Annotated in this window: 12 protein-coding genes; 5 read left to right on the top strand and 7 right to left on the bottom strand. The window is 60.2% G+C overall.

Annotated elements, in window-relative coordinates; translation table 11 throughout:
- The first annotated feature begins 331 nt into the window (after positions 1 to 331).
- The gene (locus GEI7407_RS03315; protein WP_015170710.1) at positions 332 to 1,921 is read left to right on the top strand and encodes a glycoside hydrolase family 57 protein; all 1,590 of its coding nucleotides are present in this window, start codon (positions 332 to 334) and stop codon (positions 1,919 to 1,921) included.
- Positions 1,922 to 2,086: 165 nt separating this feature from the next.
- Here GEI7407_RS03315 and petA read toward each other — a convergent pair whose 3' ends face one another.
- Both petA and petC read right to left on the bottom strand, forming a co-directional pair.
- On the bottom strand, positions 2,087 to 3,073 hold the full coding sequence (petA, locus tag GEI7407_RS03310) for a cytochrome f (RefSeq protein ID WP_015170709.1): 987 nt from the start codon (positions 3,071 to 3,073) through the stop codon (positions 2,087 to 2,089).
- Between the two features lie 159 nt (positions 3,074 to 3,232).
- Positions 3,233 to 3,775, bottom strand: a complete 543-nt coding sequence (gene petC, locus GEI7407_RS03305) for a cytochrome b6-f complex iron-sulfur subunit (RefSeq protein ID WP_015170708.1) — start codon at positions 3,773 to 3,775, stop codon at positions 3,233 to 3,235.
- A 279-nt stretch (positions 3,776 to 4,054) separates the two neighbouring features.
- On the opposite strand from petC, the gene GEI7407_RS03300 reads away from it, so the two are divergent.
- Positions 4,055 to 4,372 carry a DUF3067 family protein gene (locus tag GEI7407_RS03300; RefSeq protein ID WP_015170707.1) on the top strand — a complete coding sequence of 106 codons (318 nt, stop codon included), beginning with the start codon at positions 4,055 to 4,057 and terminating at the stop codon, positions 4,370 to 4,372.
- Positions 4,373 to 4,385: 13 nt separating this feature from the next.
- On the opposite strand, the gene tatC is transcribed toward GEI7407_RS03300, so the two are convergent.
- A complete protein-coding gene (tatC, locus tag GEI7407_RS03295) occupies positions 4,386 to 5,135 on the bottom strand; it encodes a twin-arginine translocase subunit TatC (RefSeq protein ID WP_015170706.1) in 750 nt (249 codons plus the stop codon).
- A gap of 1,085 nt (positions 5,136 to 6,220) precedes the next feature.
- On the opposite strand from tatC, the gene GEI7407_RS21285 reads away from it, so the two are divergent.
- The 3 genes from GEI7407_RS21285 to GEI7407_RS03275 all read left to right on the top strand — a co-directional run bounded on the left by GEI7407_RS21285 (position 6,221) and on the right by GEI7407_RS03275 (position 14,796).
- Positions 6,221 to 10,381, top strand: a complete 4,161-nt coding sequence (locus GEI7407_RS21285; protein ID WP_190274168.1) for a GDSL-type esterase/lipase family protein — start codon at positions 6,221 to 6,223, stop codon at positions 10,379 to 10,381.
- 274 nt (positions 10,382 to 10,655) lie between these two features.
- A complete protein-coding gene (locus GEI7407_RS19285) occupies positions 10,656 to 13,586 on the top strand; it encodes a Calx-beta domain-containing protein (RefSeq protein ID WP_015170704.1) in 2,931 nt (976 codons plus the stop codon).
- Positions 13,587 to 13,611: 25 nt separating this feature from the next.
- On the top strand, positions 13,612 to 14,796 hold the full coding sequence (locus GEI7407_RS03275; protein ID WP_015170703.1) for a hypothetical protein: 1,185 nt from the start codon (positions 13,612 to 13,614) through the stop codon (positions 14,794 to 14,796).
- Here GEI7407_RS03275 and GEI7407_RS03270 read toward each other — a convergent pair.
- The 4 genes from GEI7407_RS03270 to GEI7407_RS03255 all read right to left on the bottom strand — a co-directional run bounded on the left by GEI7407_RS03270 (position 14,773) and on the right by GEI7407_RS03255 (position 18,065).
- A complete protein-coding gene (locus GEI7407_RS03270) occupies positions 14,773 to 15,114 on the bottom strand; it encodes a hypothetical protein (protein ID WP_015170702.1) in 342 nt (113 codons plus the stop codon). The two genes, GEI7407_RS03275 and GEI7407_RS03270, sit on opposite strands and share 24 nt — an antisense overlap.
- Positions 15,115 to 15,275: 161 nt before the next feature.
- A complete protein-coding gene (locus tag GEI7407_RS03265; RefSeq protein ID WP_015170701.1) occupies positions 15,276 to 16,625 on the bottom strand; it encodes a hypothetical protein in 1,350 nt (449 codons plus the stop codon).
- Between the two features lie 117 nt (positions 16,626 to 16,742).
- The gene (locus tag GEI7407_RS03260; protein ID WP_015170700.1) at positions 16,743 to 17,522 is read right to left on the bottom strand and encodes a photosystem II S4 domain protein; all 780 of its coding nucleotides are present in this window, start codon (positions 17,520 to 17,522) and stop codon (positions 16,743 to 16,745) included.
- 30 nt (positions 17,523 to 17,552) lie between these two features.
- Positions 17,553 to 18,065: a hypothetical protein gene (locus tag GEI7407_RS03255; RefSeq protein WP_015170699.1), complete on the bottom strand. Its 513-nt coding sequence runs from the start codon at positions 18,063 to 18,065 to the stop codon at positions 17,553 to 17,555.
- Between the last annotated feature and the right edge of the window lie 196 nt (positions 18,066 to 18,261).

The following is an 18,261-nucleotide window of genomic DNA, read 5'->3' as shown; positions in this document are numbered from 1 at the left end:
AACGAGTCATTTCTAGAGATAAGAATCTTGAGTTTTCAGTAGCCTCTGTAACGAAAAAAGACATTTCTTAGAGGCGCCTTAGCAGTGGGGTTCCGCGCGATCGCCCCTCAAAATGCCCCGATCAGCCCCAAAATCACCCTTTCAGCCAGCGCAGCCTCAACCAAAACCCCCTTCTTTGGTTGTCTAAAACACCCTTATTTCTTGAATGATTTTTTCTGTCGTTTTGGATAACCCTCATTAATATTTTGTTTTGTTGTAATTTCGCTTTACAATCTTGGCAACCCTGTCTTCCTACGCTTCAAATCTACGCTAAGTCTCCTTAGGAATCCCTATGAGCATTGGATACGTTGCCCTCGTCCTACATGCCCATCTGCCATTCGTTCGCCACCCCGAAAGCGACTATGTCCTCGAAGAGGAGTGGCTGTTTGAGGCAATCACGGAAACCTACGTCCCCTTGCTACGGGTATTTGAGGGACTCAAACGGGACGGGATCGACTTCAAAATGACCATGAGCATGACACCGCCGCTGGTGTCCATGCTGCGTGACCCTCTCCTCCAAGAGCGCTACGACGCCCACCTCACCAGCCTCGAAGAACTGATCGAGCTCGAAATCGAGCACAACAAGCACAACGGCCACATTCGCTACCTCGCCGAGCACTACGCCCAAGAATTTAGTGACGTCCGCGAAGTGTGGGAGCGCTACGGCGGCGATCTGGTCACCGGCTTCAAGCAGTTTCTCGACTCCAACAACCTAGAGATCATCACCTGCGGGGCCACCCACGGCTACTTGCCCCTGATGAAGATGTATCCCCAGGCTGTCTGGTCCCAGCTCCAAGTGGCCTGCGAGCACTACGAAGAAAACTTCGGTCGCCCGCCCAAAGGGATCTGGCTGCCGGAGTGCGCCTACTACGAAGGCCTCGAGCGCATGATCGCCGATGCGGGCCTGCGCTACTTCCTCACCGATGGACACGGCATCCTGTACGCCCGCCCTCGGCCCCGCTTTGGAACCTACGCGCCCATCTTCACCGAGACGGGGGTTGCCGTCTTCGGGCGCGACCACGAGTCCTCTCAGCAGGTCTGGTCCTCGGAGGTCGGCTATCCCGGAGCGCCCGAGTACCGCGAGTTTTACAAAGACTTGGGCTGGGAAGCTGACTACGAGTACATCAAGCCCTACATCATGCCCAACGGCCAGCGCAAGAACGTGGGCATCAAGTATCACAAAATCACCGGCCGCGGCCTCGGGCTCGGAGACAAAGCGCTCTATGACCCCTACTGGGCTCGGGAGAAGGCAGCAGAGCACGCCGGGAACTTCATGTTCAACCGGGAGCGCCAGGTCCAGCACCTGCACGATCTGATGCAGCGTCCGCCGATTGTGGTTTCTCCCTACGATGCAGAGCTGTTTGGCCACTGGTGGTACGAGGGACCGTGGTTTATTGACTACCTGTTCCGCAAGTCCTGGTACGACCAGCAAACCTATCGCATGACCCACCTGGCGGACTATCTGCAGGAAAACCCGACTCAGCAGGTTTGTCGTCCGTCTCAGTCAAGCTGGGGCTACAAGGGCTTCCACGAATATTGGCTCAACGAAACCAACGCCTGGATCTATCCTCACCTGCACAAAGCAGCGGAGCGGATGATCGAGCTGGCCAAGCGAGAGCCAGCGGATGAGCTGGAGTGGCGAGCGCTCAACCAGGCGGCTCGTGAGCTGCTGCTGGCGCAGTCGTCGGACTGGGCGTTCATTATGCGGACAGGGACGATGGTGCCCTACGCGGTGCGCCGGACGCGATCGCACCTAATGCGCTTCAACAAACTCTACGACGACGTCAACATCGGCAAAATCGACAGCGGCTGGCTCGAAAAAGTCGAAGCCATCGACAACATCTTCCCGAATATCAACTACCGCTCCTACCGACCGCTGTAGCGATCGCCCTTTAATTGCCCTTTGGGAAACTTCTCAGTACTACTGCCCCTGCCAAGCCGGAGCCCCAGCGCTCCGGCTTTCGCGTCAGTACCCCAGCGCCAACAAAAACCCCCTCCCACGAGACCGTGGGAGGGGGTTTGAAGTTTAGGCAAAGCGAGAGAAAACTTAGAAGTTCATCTCAGCCGCTTGCACCTTCTCAACTTGCTTCTTCTTCAGCACCAGCATGACTTGGGAAACCATGACGGCCACCAGGAAGGCAAGCAGGCCCTTGACGCGGTTGGGGCTCTGGAGCACGATTTCCACATCGCGCTGACCGAAACCACCCACGTTGGGGTTGTTGGTGAGAGCTGCACCCGCTGCCACGGTCTGGCCTTCGCTCACAGCGAGCTGAGGACCAGCGGGAACGGTATCCACAACGGTCTTGCCATCTTCGGTCGCGATCGTGACTTCAGCGCCACCGAGATCGGTCTTCGCGATCTTGCTGATGGTGCCAGCAGCCGAAGCGTTGTACACAGCGTTGTTCGACTTTTCACCGGTGGGGTACACCTGACCGCGGCCGCGGTTACCGCCCACGTGGATCTGGTACTTGCCGAAGTGAATAGCCTTGTTGGTCGCGGGGTCGGGAGAGAGCACCGGCACCACGATTTCTTGGTACTGCTCACCGGGCAGCGGGCCCACAAGCACGATGTTCTCTTGGGTGTCGCTGTAGGGCTGGAAGTAGAGGTCGCCGACCTTTTCCTTCAGCTCTTCAGGAATCCGATCCGCAGGAGCAACCTTGAAGCCATCGGGCAGCATCACAACTGCACCGACGTTCAGGCCGCCGAGGGAGCCATCGCCCTGCACCTGCTGAATGCTGGTGTCGTAGGGGATCTTGACCACCGCTTCGAAGACGGTGTCAGGCAGCACAGCCTGAGGCACTTCGACTTCGGTGGGCTTGGCGCCGAGGTGGCAGTTGGCGCAAACGATGCGACCGGTTGCTTCCCGGGGATTTTCGTAGTTTTGCTGAGCCCAGAAGGGATAGGCGGCCGCTGACTGGGGCAGGGCAAAATCACCTGCGACCAGGATGGCAATAGTGGCGATCGCCAGCAGCACACTCTTCGTGGCAAGCTTGACGCCACGAAGCCAGACCGCTGATAGGGAAACGCTTTTCATCTGCAACGAGGATAATCAGTAATGAAGGGCAAAGAAGTTTCAACTATGAGCCCGTAGCCTGAGAGCCTTGGGTCGCGGAAAAACCGCACTCACAATAATGGATGAATGATGGCGAGGCACTTGCCCGAGGCCGCTGCGGCTCTCACCGCACCCAAGACCCTAGCTCCACCAAGGCTGATCGCCCGTGCGGAAGTCCGTCTCGGTCCAAGTGGTGAACACAAGCTTGTCATCTTCCGTCACGTTAGCGTGGGCCAACGCCAGGGAGAGCGGAGCCGGGCCGCGCACAACCTTGCCGGTGTTGTCATACTGAGAACCGTGGCAGGGGCAGATGAACTTGTTCTCGCTAGCGTTCCAGGGCACAACACAACCCAAGTGGGTGCAAACGGCGTTGAGGCCGTAGTCTGCCACACTCTTGTCATCGGTGACGATAACGTAGGTCGGATCGCCTTTGAGGCCTTGCGCCAGGACGCGCTCACCAGCATTGTGGGTCGACAGGAAGTTGCTAACCACAATGTCATTTCCCAGAGCGTCTTTTGCGGTCACGCCGCCGCCGCCGCCACCGCTAGAAGGGGGGATGAAGTACTTGACCACGGGATACAGCGCTCCCAAGGCCGTACCCGTAACCGCCCCAAACGTGAGGAAATTCATGAACTGACGACGCCCCATGCTGGGTACGTCAGAAGAACCAGAAACTTGAGTCATGACTTATGCTGAGGTACGTGTCCTTGATGTATTTTCGCAGACCGCTCTAAACAAAACTCTAGAATTTTATCAGTTTGATCTCCTGAGTCTTGGAGGCTAGCCGATACAAGGGACTCAGGATGAAAAACTTTATTTGTAAAGTTAGGTTACAAAACCTCGAAGAGCTGATAGCCTGCGCGTTCTAGAGCTTGGTTACACTTTTTGAAGTTAGCATTACCGCTTGGCAAAAAAGCCTTCGTTTTTGTAACAAAATGTAAAGGATATCGTCGCAAAATCCGCATGACTGGCTTGGAGTTACATCAGCTATTGGTAGAGAAGTGGGGTCGCTCCTACGACATCCAACTGCGCCGCACCCAGGGCAAAATCTTTGTGCAGGTGATGTGGAAGTACCTGGAGCAGGCGTCTTTCCCGATGACGGAGACCGAGTATTTCAGCCACCTGGAGGCGATCGCCGCCTACTTGCAGGCTTGGGGCGGCGTCGAGCAGATCCAAAGCTACATCGCCACCACAAAGGAACGGCCTCGCTTGGGCAAGGCCGTCAGTATCCCCCTGGATCTGGGGGAGCGAGCGTCTGAATGGCTCCTTGAGGAATTTTGAAGGGCGATCGCCCCTAGCGCCCCAGCAGCGCCACCAGTCCGGCACCACCAAAATAGAGGCCTATCACCGCTCCTCCCAGCATGCTTTGGGTCAGCGGGTCCGTCGAGGGCGTGATCACCGCCCCTAACACCACGGCCCCCAGCACCACCGTGCGCCAGCCTGACAGCATCTTCTTGGACGACACGATGCCCAGCACGCCCAGCAAAAGCTGGAGCACCGGGATTTGGAAGGCCAAGGCGGTGCTAAACAGCAGCGCTAGGACCATTTCAAAGTAGCGATCGATGGACCAAAACTGCTCAACGACGCCCCCGCCATAGTTGATAAAAAACTGCAGCGCCGCCGGAGTCAGGGCAGTGTAGGAAAAGGTAAGACCGACCACAAACAGAACGGTCGACCCTAGCACGATGGGGCCGACAAAACGCCGCTCGCGACGGGTCAACCCGGGCAGCACAAACTGCAAGATCTGGTAAACGATAAACGGGGTCGCCATCAGCAGGCCGCTGTAGACAGCCACTTTGACAGACACAAAGAAATATTCGCCTGGGGCAAGCTGTACAAACTTGACGCCCTGAGCCGGTTGCTGTAGCAGCACCACAATCTGGTCGACGACGGCAAAGCAGCCAATCGTGGCAGTGAGCACCGCGATCAGCGAATAGAAGATGCGTATGCGCAGCTCTTCTAGGTGGTCAAAAAGGCCCATCTCGACATCATCTGGCAAGTCATCTTCATCAGAATTCTCGCTGCCAGCGGTCCCTGAAAACATGGACGGACCTGCATGGAGGGCAGGATCGAGATTTGGCTGCGGGGCAGTATCCAATTCCGAAGGGGGTGTCATGGGCCAAAACTACTGCGAGAGTCGCTCACTATTGTATCGAGGAGCGTTACAGACTGCGGCAGACCCGTGGCAGAGACATCGCTGGGCTTTTCGCTAGAAACACGCACAAGCAGGGCAAGAGCGCTAGACATTCTCCCCAAGCCTGCCCGCTCGATTCACGCAGAGACGAGGTTCCGTCGGTTGTCGAAACTTCATAACTTTTTCTGAGAAGCTAATAACACGGTGAAGAGTAGGTAAAGATACGGCCGTGTGTCTAGCGATTAGGTTTGGCGGCTGATTAGTATGAGCCTTAGCAACTTGCGTGTATTCGCGCAGCTGTGCCCCCAGTTTACGTTGCGCCTTGGAAGCTGTTCCCCATCGTGTTTGAGCCTTGCTTTTAGCGGCATGCCTAAGTTGAAAAAACTGTAGATTATGTCAGGGTCATTGATGATTGTTTTGCTCAAGCAGGGTGTTTTTGAGGGCGATCGCAATCCAGCAAATGAGTTTTTCGCTGATTCACAGGCCTTAGTTTTTCTCATGCCGGCAAGCCCCCAATCAATTGGCTTTGAGATTGACGATTGGACCTGAGCTTAGAGCGCAATTCTCAAAAAATACTGCCAATTCATAGAGATGACGAACTCTTTTGAATATCGTTGAATTTCTTAGAAATTCGTCATTACTCAGGGCCTGACAGAGAGTTTTTTCATGCTCTCAATCAGAAATTTTTAGCAGCAGAATTGCTCGCCGATAAGACATGATGGCGTCTCTTCATTTGAGAGAAAGCCTCGGATAGTCTTGTCTGGCTGGATTCGTGCGGGCTGAATTTGGGTGCAGCCAGAACATCGATGAGTCAGTCAAATGTTGGTGGAGGTCACTAGAGACTTATGAATATTTCCTATAGAGATTTAGTTTTGGGCCGTACCCAGACTCAAACAGAAACCACTAAGGTCTCGATCACCTTTGAGTCTCTTTTTGGCGGAAAAATTTCTAGCACTATTTTTAGTGAATCTTTTTATCTTAGCCGCAATCTGGATGTGAAGATTGCCATCGAGCAAGGCTCATTTAAGAGCGCTGAAGAGCATTTCTTGCTCTTTGGCTACAAAGAGGGGCGATCGCCGACGCCCTTCTTCGATGAAAAATATTATCTTCAGCAAAATACGGATGTAGCGATCGCCATTCAGCAGGGCAAATTCGTCAGCGGTTTCGATCACTTTGTCCGGTTTGGTCAGTTTGAGGGGCGATCGCCCTTTGCCCAATTTGATACTGCCTACTATCTCCGTACCCACACGGATGTTCAGACCGGCATCAGCCAGGGCCTGGTTGCCAGCGCGTGGCAGCACTTTGTTTTCATCGGCCAAACCGAGGGCCGCAGCTTTAGCAGCAGTTTTGACAGCGCTTTTTATCTCCAGACCTACGGCGACGTCCAGGCAGCGGTCACGGCAGGATTTTTTACCAGCGCCATTCAGCACTACCTGCTGTTTGGCCAGTTTGAGGGCCGCCTGACCCGGCCTCCCGGCAGCACCCCGCCGCTGCAGCCTGCCGACACGATCGCGCCGACGGCTAGCCTGAGCGCCGGAAACATCACCACGGCGGGCAGCGCGACCCAAACCTTTACGGTCACCTTTGCCGACAATCGCGGGATTAATGCCGCGACCCTCGACAGCAATGATGTGCTGGTGACTGGCCCCAACGGTTTTTCGCAGCGGGCTCAGCTCGTCAGCGTGAATGCGGCGGGTAACGGCACGCCGCGCACCGCCACCTACCGGATCACCGCGCCGGGGGGGAGCTGGGACTTTGGCGACAACGGCACCTACCAGGTGGCGATCGCCGCCAATCAGGTCCGCGACACCAGCGGCAATGCCGTCGCAGCCGGATCTCTGGGGTCTTTTCGGGTGACGGTGCCCGATACCCAGCGGCCAACGGCCCAGCTGACCGCCAGCAATATCACTGCCGAAGGGGGCGAGACTCAAACCTTTACGATCACCTTCGCCGACAATGTGGGGATTGATGCGGCGACCCTCGACAGCAACGATGTGCTGGTGACTGGTCCCAATGGCTTTTCGCAGCGGGCTCAGCTCGTCAGCGTGAATGCGGCGGGCAATGGGACTCCTCGCACGGCAACCTACCGCATCACCGCGCCGGGGGGGAGCTGGAGCGTCGAGGACAATGGGGCCTATCAGGTGGCGATCGCCGCCAATCAGGTCCGCGACGTGAACGGGAACGCCGTGGCTGCGGGCACTCTGGGTTCGTTTCAGGTGAGCGTGCCGGACAGCCAGAGCCCCACCGCAACCCTGAGCGTCACCGACGTCACCAGCGAGGGAGCAACCAGCCAAACCCTGACGGTGACCTTCGCAGACAATGCAGGCATCGACGTTGCGACCCTCGATGGCAGCGACCTTTTGGTGACCGGCCCCAATGGCTTTAGCCAAAATGCCCAGTTCGTCAGCGTGAATCCAGCAGGCAATGGCACGCCCAAAACGGCAACCTACCGAATCACCGCCCCGGGAGGCAGCTGGGACTTTGACGACAATGGCACCTATCAAGTGGCGATCGCCGCTAACCAGGTCCGCGACACCAGCGGCAATGCGGTTTCCGGGGGCGCTTTGGGCTCCTTTGAGGTCAATGCGCCGGATACCCAGGCTCCCGCCGCGACGCTGAAGGCCGCCGACATCACCACCGTCGGCACCACCGAGCAGACCTTCACCGTCACCTTCACCGACAATGCCGGGATGGATGTTGACACCCTTGATGGCAGCGACGTTGTGGTCACCGGTCCCAACGGCTTTAGCCAAAATGCCCAGTTCGTCAGCGTGAATCCAGCAGGCAATGGCACGCCCCGCAGCGCGACCTACCGGATCAGCGCCCCGGGAGGCAGCTGGGACTTTGGCGACAACGGCACCTATCAGGTGGCGATCGCCGCTGACCAGGTCCGCGACACCAGCGGCAACGCCGTCACCGCCGGATCTTTGGGCAGCTTCCAGGTCAATGTGCCCGAGCAGATCCCGCCCACCGCCAGCCTGACCACCAACGACGTCGTCAACGGCACCACCCACACCTTTACGGTCACCTTCACCGACAACATCGCCCTCGACGCCAGCAGCCTAGACAGCAGCGACGTCGTGGTCACCGGCCCCAACGGCTTTAGCCAAAATGCCCAGCTCGTCAGCGTGGACACCGCTGGAGACGGCACGCCCCGCACCGCCACCTATCGCGTCACCGCCCCAGCCGGCCAGTGGTCCCCCAAGGACAACGGCACCTATCAAGTGGCGATCGCCGCTGACCAGGTCCTCGACACCAGCGGCAACGCCGTCGTCGCAGGCTCCCTGGGCACCTTCCAAGTCGCCGTCCAGACCCCCACCCAGCCCCTCGCCAACAGCGGAAACGCCACGCGCATCGAAGCCGAAAACCTCACCCTTGGCGGCGACTTCATCGTCGAGCCCGCAGGGACAACCAGCGCCTCTTTCGCCTCTGGCGGCAAATACATCGGCCTCGGTCTCCGAGGCAGCATCGACGGCCAGATCGGCACCGCCAGCACCACCTTCACCGGCACCGCTGGCTACTACGACCTCGTGGTGGCCCACTTCGACGAGACCGACGGCGTCTCGAAGCTCGCTGTTCAGGTGAACGGCGTCACGGTGGAAACATGGGACCTCAACCAAACCGCTGGCAGCGGCGTCCCAGAATCTGCTAACTTCACGACCCGGACCGTTCGCGGCCTGTACCTCGATGGTGATGACACCGTCACCCTTCGCGGCGTCAGCGCCAGAAACAACAATGGCGGCGAGTTCTCCCGGGTCGACTACATCGAGTTTGTCCCAACGCGCGTGATTCGAGGCGACTCCAACAACAACACCCTGACCGGCAGCGATCGCGACGACACGATGGACGGCGGCCTCGGCAACGACGTCATCAACGCCGGTGCAGGCAACGACACAATCTGGAGCAGCGGCGGTAACAACACCCTCAACGGCGGCGCTGGCAGCGACACCGTCAGCTATGCCCAGGCCACCAGCGCCATGACCGTCAATCTGGCCAGCGGCACCGCCACGCGCAACCTGATCGCCAATAACAGCAGCCTGATGCCGCTAGGCGACTCCATGACCTACGGCGTGATCAACCGCAGCAGCACCCTGAATGAAGACACCAACAGCGGCGGCTATCGGCCCCTGCTCCAGGACGCCTTTGCCAATCGCAATGTGCTGATCAATTTCGTGGGCTCCCTCAGGACAGGGACCGACACTGCCCCAGGCCCGCTGGTAACGCCTGGGGGTCGCCCCTTTGACGACCAGCACGAAGGCTATCGAGGCGAGCGCATCGATCAGCTGAACGGGCGCACCACTGGCGGGGCGATTCGAGCGACCTTGAACAGCTCCCGGCCCAACTATGTGTTGCTGATGGCGGGGACCAATGACCTGCTGCAAGGGGCCGGTGCCGGGGTTGCCCGCGATCGCCTGAGCACCCTGATCGACAGCGTGCTAGCGGTCTCTCCCAACTCGCACATCCTGGTCTCCTCCGTGCCGCCCTCGGGCCAAGCAAGCAGCGGCACGCTGTCGCGCCAGAACGCCGCAGCCTTTAATGCCATGGTGCCCAGCCTGGTCGCCGACAAGGTGCAGCAGGGCAAGAAAGTGTCCTTTGTCGATGGCAGCAGCACCTTTACCCGATCGAGCCTGTCGGGAGACCAGATTCACCTGACGGCGGCCAGCTACCAGGTCCTGAGCAATAGCTGGTTTGCGGCCCTCGGCGAGAGCCAAGACAGCCTCAGCAGCATCGAGAACGTCGTGGGCTCGGCCTACAACGACAACATCACTGGCAATGCGGGCGTCAACGTTCTCGAAGGCGGCGCAGGCAGTGATGTGCTGACGGGCAATGGCGGCGCCGATGTGTTTGTGTATCGATCGCCCAGCCACCGGGGCGACACGATCACGGACTTTGCGGACGACGATCGGCTGTATATCTCGGCGTCGGCCTTTGGCGGCGGCCTGGTGGCGGGGACCCGCCTGAGCCTGGATGCAGCCTCGGCTACCGGAGTTTTGGTCAATGGCACAACGCCCCTGGGGACCAGCGCGAACTTCCTCTACGACGGCGGGGTGCTGCGCTATGACCCCGACGGCACGGGCAGCGCAGGTGCAGTGACCCTGGCTACTTTGACGGGCTCGCCCATCCTGACGCCGGAGCAGATCACCATCATTGCCTAGGGCAAGGCTTCTGGCGATCGCTGACTGACGCTCTGTTCGGAAATATAGAGAACCGATGGCTGATCTGGCCGGACTCAATCGTGCTAGATCAGCCATTGGTTTCTTTATATTTTCCGCAAAAATACGGGGATTCCAAAAAGCCTTCATCAAGATTACGCAAATACCGTAGTCGCTCTCTAGGGGCTCTGTATAGGCTGTGGCTGAGAAATTTTGATGTCCCCGGAGAGCGCTGGGGCAATCTCAGCACTAATACACAGGCGAGAGAGGTTGGATCATGGCGGTCATTCGGATGGAGGCAGAGGACTTTAGCCTGCAAGGGTTCGTGATCGAGTCGGGGCGATCGCCTGCGTCTGGGGAAAAAATCATCGGTCTCTATCAGGCCAGCGGCACCCAGGGCACCGCGACCTCGGCCTTCACCGGCAGCGATGGTGTGTATGACATCGTGGTGGGCTACTTCGACGAAAACGACGGGCGATCGCCGGTGTCCGTCACGGTGGGCGGCACCCAGTACAGCTGGGTTTTTGATCAAAATCTCGGAAACGGCGGCGTCACCAGCCAAACTCGCGCCACCCGGACCCTGGCCACGGGCGTGACCCTGCGCAATGGCGACCCCATCACCCTGGCCGGTCAAGTCGACCAAGCAGAGTTTGCCCGCTTCGACTACATCGAGTTTGTCAGCGCCAGCGGCCCAGCGCCCGAACCCAGCCCCGAACCCAGCCCAGAGCCAACACCCGAACCCAGCCCCACGCCTACCCCAGAACCGGCTATCAGCAGCTCACCCATTCGCTACGAAGCGGAGGCCATGACCCTCAGCGGCTTCCGGGTGGAGGCCCAGTCCCCGGCCTCCGGCGGCCAGGGCATCACGCTCTACAAGGGCACCAGCACCCAGGGCACCGCCACCCAGGTTTTCGCGGGCGCTAGCGGCACCTATGACGTGGTCGTAGGCTACTTCGACGAAAATGACGGGCGATCGCCTGCGTCTCTGACCGTGGGCGGCACCCAGTACCGCTGGACCTTTGACGAAAATCGAGGCAACGGCGGCGTCACGTCCCAGACCCGCACGACCCGCACAGTGGCCTCCGGGATTCAGATCAACACCGGCGACACTCTGACCCTGGCGGGAGCCGTGGACCAGTCCGAGTTTGCCCGCTTCGACTACATCGAGCTGGTGCCTGTGGGCGGCAGCACGCCACCGCCGAGCGTGGGCAGCTTTGGCCTCAGCAGCGCCAGCTTTGGCGTCACCGAGGGCACGACCACGGGCGCGGCCATCACCGTGGTGCGGAGCGGCGGCAGCGACGGCAGCGCCAGCGTCACCCTGACCCCCAGCGGCGGAACGGCGATCGCGGGCAGCGACTACACTAGCAATCCCCTGGTTGTCACCTTCGCGGCGGGCGAAACCAGCAAAACGGTTTTCTTGCCCATCGTGGACGACACTACTGTGGAGAGCGCGGAGACGGTCAATCTTCAGCTCAGCAACCCGACCAATGGCGCCACCCTGGGCAGCCAAACCAGCGCCACGCTGACCATCGCCGACAACGACACCGCCCCCGCCCCGAACCCAGCGCCCACCGGCTCGCCCATTCGCTACGAAGCGGAGGCCATGACCCTCAGCGGCTTCCGGACAGAGGCCCAGTCCCCGGCCTCCGGCGGCCAGGGCATCACGCTCTACAAGGGCACCAGCACCCAGGGCACCGCCACCCAGGTTTTCGCGGGCGCCAGCGGTACCTATGACGTGGTCGTAGGCTACTTCGACGAAAATGACGGGCGATCGCCGGCGTCTTTGACCGTGGGCGGCACCCAGTACCGCTGGACCTTTGACGAAAATCGGGGCAACGGTGGCGTCACGTCCCAGACTCGCACGACCCGCACGATCGCCTCAGCAGTCCAAATCAATACCGGCGACACCTTGACCCTGGCGGGAGCCGTGGACCAGTCCGAGTTTGCTCGCTTTGACTACATCGAGCTGGTGCCGGTGACCCCACTGCCGCCCACCAATATCACCGGCACCAGCGCCAGCGAAACTCTGACGGGCAACAGCGTCAGCAGCGTGATTCAGGGGCTGGGCGGCAACGATGTTTTGATCGGCAAGGACGGCAACAACCTGCTGGACGGCGGCAGCGGCGTGGACACCGCCAGCTACGCCTGGATGAATAACCGCATTGAGGCGGATCTGGCGGCGGGCAGCGTCGTGCGCTACTTCTCGACGGGCGATCGCACCCACCGGATCATGCCCCTCGGCGACTCCAACACCCGCGGCAAGGAATGGGACACTGCGGGCTACCGGGACAATCTGTGGAGCTTTTTGACGGCGGGCGATCGCTTTGATGTGGACTTTGTGGGCTCCCAGACCGACGGCCCCAGCACCTTCGATCGCGATCACGAAGGGCATGGCGGCTGGCGAATCGACCAGATTTCTAGCAGCGTCAACGGCTGGCTCGACACCTACAAGCCCGACACGATCTTGTTGATGATCGGCACCAACGACGTGCTGCAAGACTATCAGCTCAGCACGGCCCCCGATCGCCTCAGCCAGCTGATCGACAAAGTCACCCAGCGACTGCCCAGCGCGAACCTGTTGGTCGCCTCGATCCCGCCGATCAACCGAACCGGAGACCCTGCCCAGGTTGAGGCCTTCAACGCCACGATTCCGGGCATGGTGTCCCAAAAGGCGGCCCAGGGCGCCAACGTCACCTTTGTGGACATGTTTAGCCAGATCCAGTACAGCGACTTGTCCTTTGACAATCTCCATCTCAGCACCAGCGGCTACACCAAAATGGCCGAGGTCTGGCGCGACGCGCTGCTGGACGTCAAGGCGGGACGCGATACGCTGACGGGCGTCGAAAACCTGGTGGGCACGGCCTACGGCGATCGCCTCTTGGGAAACGCGAGCAGCAACCGGATCGAAGGCGGCGCGGGCAACGACTGGATCGATGGGCGCGGCGGCCTCGACACCCTACTCGGCGGCAGCGGGGCCGATACCTTTGTGCTGAGGGCTGGCAGCGGGGCTGAGGCGGTGCTGGACTTCGAGGTGGGCAGCGATCGCCTGGGGCTGGGCGGTGGACTTCGCTACGATCAGTTGGCGATCGCCCCCTCCAGCAGCGGCAGCGGTACCCTGATCCGCGTCTACAACACCGATGAGCTCCTGGCCACCCTCAGCGGCGTCCAGTCCAGCAGCCTCAATGCCAGCTCCTTCGTGATCGTTTAGCGAAACTAGCGAAAAATTCACCACTATGGGAACGCATCAGCGCTTTAATCGCGTCTTGTTGGGCTTGGTGATACCCGGTGTGCTAACCGTCGGGGCTGTGAATGGGTTGATGGATCCCTTCGGGGTCCTCGACAGCCCCGACGTTCCTGGGCTCAATCGTCTGCGCCCCGAGAAGTTTAACCATGTGCGCCTGTTCAAAGCGGCTGATATTACTCGAATTCGGCCCAAAACCGTCTTTTTGGGCACCTCTCGCACCGAGCTCGGCCTTGACCCCCAGCATCCCGCCCTGGCCGACCACCAGCCCGCCTACAACCTCGGCCTGGTCGGTCCCAACACCTACGAGGTGCGGCGCTATCTGGAGCACGCGATCGCCAATCAGCCAGACCTGCGGACGGTCGTTTTGGGGGTGGACTTTTTTATGTTCAACACCCACAAGGTCACGGCGCCGGACTTTAGCGAAGAGCGCCTCGATCGCCGCACCCTCTGGCCGCGGGACCTGCTGAGCACCACCGTTTCCCTGGGGTCCCTGGAGGCGAGCCGCCGCACCCTGGGGGCCAACGTCGAGGGCGAAGCTTACTATCTCTACCGGCCCGACGGCTTTCGCTACATCTACGGCAACCAGACCGACGAACCGATCCCCCAAAAGTTTGCCCAGTCGATCCGGGGTTTCCTGGAAAGTGAGGAGTACTACGGACGCTACCAGCTTTCTGAGGCGCGCCTAGAAGACCTGCGGGCGATCGCGGACCTGTGTCGCTCCCACAACATTGACCTGAAGGTGTTCATTTCCCCCTCCCACGCGGTCCAGTGGGAAGGGCTACGGGCGGCGGGGCTGTGGCCGGTGTTTGAGGACTGGAAGCGCCAAGTCGTGGCCATCACGCCGGTGTGGGACTTTTCGGGCTACAACAGCGTCACCATGGAGCCCGTGAGCGCCACCATGGTGAACTACTGGGACAGCTCCCACTATCGCAGCACCGTCGGCGACCGGGTGCTCGATCGCCTGTTCGGCGTCGCCAATCCCCAGATTCCGGCGGACTTTGGGGTCTGGGTCACGCCGCAGACCGTCGAGGCCCACCTGAGGGACATTCGCCGCCAGCGCGCAGCTTGGCAGGACCAGCGGCCCGGGGTGTTTGAGTTTGTCCAAAGCCTGGACTTGCCGAAGGCGATCGCCCAGCAGCCCCGCCCGGCCTCAGACCGGCAGCCGCCCCGTTAGCATCATCCGGAAGCCGAAGACAAAGGAGCCCAGAGAGATCACAAACTGCCACAGGCTCATGGGGGTCAAAATCGCTCGGCTACTGACGATCACCATCAAAATGCCAAAGGCGATGCACACAAAACCCAGGGTCTTGGCGCTGCGGGGCAAGATGGCGAGCATGGCGACGCCGAAGGTGAGGGAGAGCACCGACAGATCCGCCGCAATGCCGCGCCACCAGTAGGGGCTCACGGAGGTGGTGAAGAAAATATTTTTGCCCAGGTAGTACAGCCCCAGCAGCATCAGCCCGAAGCCCAGCAGTTGAACCAACAGTCGCATAGCGTGAATTCTCTCTACACATCTTGAAAAACAACACAAAGACTCCCCTGCCTTCCTGAAAGGCTGGCCTGGGAGCCCCATTGGCCGCGCGGGTTAAACCCAGGAAAGGGCGATCGCCCCCCACGGTTTTCTCAGCGCTTGCCCCCAAGGAACCGCCGTGGTTACTGGCCTAGGTCCTTAAGCTTTTTGTCGGCGAACTGCTGCATCGCCTGGGCCTCGGTGTAGACCGTGGTCCCTGGCTGCACCTTGACCAGATATCGCCGAATTTCTGCAATTTGGGCGATCGCCTGATTGCGGTTCGTCACCTTGCCGTCATCGGGCAGGCTGCGAAGGAGATTTTGGTAGGCGCTTTGGGCCTGGTCGTAGGCCACCACCGAATCTCGCTCGGCGGCCAAACGGGTTTTCACCTGGACCTGGTTGGTGGCGTACTTGGCCTTGAGGGGCGGCACCGTCTCGTAGCCCGGATCCTCCTGGGAGACGCGATCGAGGTTGGCGATCGCCTGGGCCCACAATTCCGCGATCGCCTGCCACTCGTCCGCCGTGTGCGGGGGATTTTGGGCCAGGGTCGCCGCCTCCATGCCAAAGGCTTTGGCCGCACTGATCAGGCGATCGGCTTTGCTGTTGGCGCCGGCCAGGGTCGCCACCTGCTGGAAGTCGCGCTCGTAGGCGATCAGCTGAGTTTTGGCCATGCGTCCGGCCAGGGTGGCGGCGGGCACCTGATGCACGCTGTCAATGGCGGCCTGCCAAGCGGCGATCGCGCTGGTTTTGGTGCTCAGATCGCCAGCCTGCTGATAGGCCTGCTGGGCCTGGGCGATCGCGCCGGTCCCCTCTTCGAGAGCCGCAGCGGCCTGCTGCTCCTGAAACACCTTCGCCTCCATGCGGCCGATGCTGGCCCGCGCCCCCCGAAACTCATCGAGGGTGAACTGCCACCCACAGGAAAATAGGGAGCAGTAGCGCTGGGGATAGTAGCCCAAAAACCAGACAGGCAGCTTGTCGAGGTGGGACTGAGCCGCCTTGACCTTTTCGGCTCCCAGCTCGATGTCCGCTGGCCCCGTCGCCTGGTTCACCAGCTGATCGGCCTGCTCCACCAGCGACACCGTCTGGCGATAGCTGTGGTCCATCTGCATGAAGCTGGGCAGCAGCAAAATAGGCGCGGTGCGGGCCACGGGCCAGCGAATCATCGGATAGGGCAGGTTGACCAGCCAAATGAACCCCGGCACGCCCACCCCAATCACCCCCAGGGTCACCAGCGGCCCCACCAGCTTGCCAAAGAAAGAGGGGCGATTGGCGGCGGCGGCGCGCTCCAGCACGCGATCGCTGAAGTTGGGAAACAGGTCTTTTACCGACGCTTGCAGCTCGGCCAGGGTCGCGGGTTCCCCGTCTCGCTCCAGCAGGCGATCCCAGCGCCGCAGCACCAGATCGCGCCCCATAGCCAGGGCTGGATCGAGCTGCACCTGGCGATCGAGTTCTCGCGTGAGGAGCTTGAGCGCTTGTCGATTCAACCGAGCCATAGGACACCCAAAACTGTCTGAGATTTCGTCTCTAGAGTGCCCAGGATAGAAGGCGATCGCGCTCGAAAATGTCAGATATTTCCGCTACAAAATAAAGCCTGCTGGGAGCGATCGCCCCTACATCAGGCGGGTGAGCTGGATGCGGTAGCGGTCTTTTTTGGTCACCGCCACTTCGCCGATTTCCAGGCGGCCCTTGCCCCGCACCGCCACCAAATCCCCAGCCTTCACCTGGTAGCTGGCCTGGGTGACGTCGCGCCAGTTCACTCGCACATCGCCGCCGGTGATCAGATCCGCCATCTTGCTGCGGGACATGCCAAAACCAGCGGAGGCGATCGCATCTAGGCGCATCGACGCCTCCACCGTGGTCATTTCTTTCTTTTTGGGCTCGCGTACCTTCAGCTCGGCCAGGTCAATGGGCTGGGTTTTCACCGGCACCGATCGCACCTGGGTCAGGCTCATGGCCAAAAAGTCCACCATCTCGGGCACCACGAGGGCCTGGGCACCGCGATCGCCCAGCACCACGATGTCGCCCACCTTGTCGCGCACGATGCCCGTACCCAGCACCGCCCCCAAGAAATCTCGGTGGGTCGCCGGGTCAAACAAGAAGTTGCCCGCGATCTCCAGCACCGCCACCTCGACCTGGCTCGCCTCCAGGGGAATCTCGGGCCGGGCGATCGCCAGCCGCTGCCGCTCCGCCTGGGGATAGCCGCCCCAGCCCATCAGCTGCACCTCCGTCAGCCGCCCAAACATCTGCTGAGCATCGGCCATCTCGGGGGGCGACAAAAAGTCCGTCAGCACCACTTCCCAGGTCTTGATGGCCCGCTCCGCCGCATCAATTAGCTGAGCAGCGGCCTCGCGATTTTGAGCTTTTTGCAGCAATTCGTCTCTGGGTAGCATGGGCAGGTTGAGGACAGGGGAGAAAAAACGCTAGGCAGTGGGATCGGCGTAGCCTTGGAGGTTTTCGGGGTTGCAGGCCCGCAAAATCGGCGTCGCCTTGCGGGTCAAATCCGCTGATCCCTTTACCACTATGAGATATTTTCCCGCACTCAAGCGGTTTCGGTAGGGCAGCGCGTCCCCGCTGCCCAGCCCAGCCCCCACGCCGCCACCCACAAAGAAACTGCCCATGGCGCCCGCGACGGCCCCCAGCAAGCCGCCGACGATGTGATTGCCCACCTCACCGGCCCAGGCAAAGGTATTGAGCCCGGTGAGCACGCTAAAGGTCGCCCCCGCCCCAAAGCCAAAGGGAATCACCCAGTACGCCATGCGCCGCACCTGCTTCCACGCCTCTTCTTTGGGATCGATCAGGCCGTATTCATCGGCACTCTGGTAGCCCCGTCCCAAAATCGCCACCTGCGCTAGGGGCAGGCCAGCCCGCTCCAGGGCCGAATAAGCTTCCTCAGCCTGAATGCGATCGGACAAAACAGCAACAAGGTAATTCATATAAAAGGTAAAAAGAGGCGTATTTTCAGTGCAACCACTCAGAAAAAGCGTACAGCAGGAAGGGCTGAGGGGGCGATCGCCCAGACAAATTCACGCTTTTCAAATTTCCAATCTCGGGTAACCGATTCTTCTTCGCAAAATCACCGACGGAAGGGGCGCATTTTTGGCGTTCAAGAGAATTGAAAAACTTTTCTAT

This window comes from Geitlerinema sp. PCC 7407, from assembly GCF_000317045.1.
Classification (GTDB): Bacteria; Cyanobacteriota; Cyanobacteriia; order PCC-7407; family PCC-7407; genus PCC-7407.
Note: the sequence above shows the minus strand (reverse complement) of the source record. Positions and strands in the feature narration are given on the sequence as shown.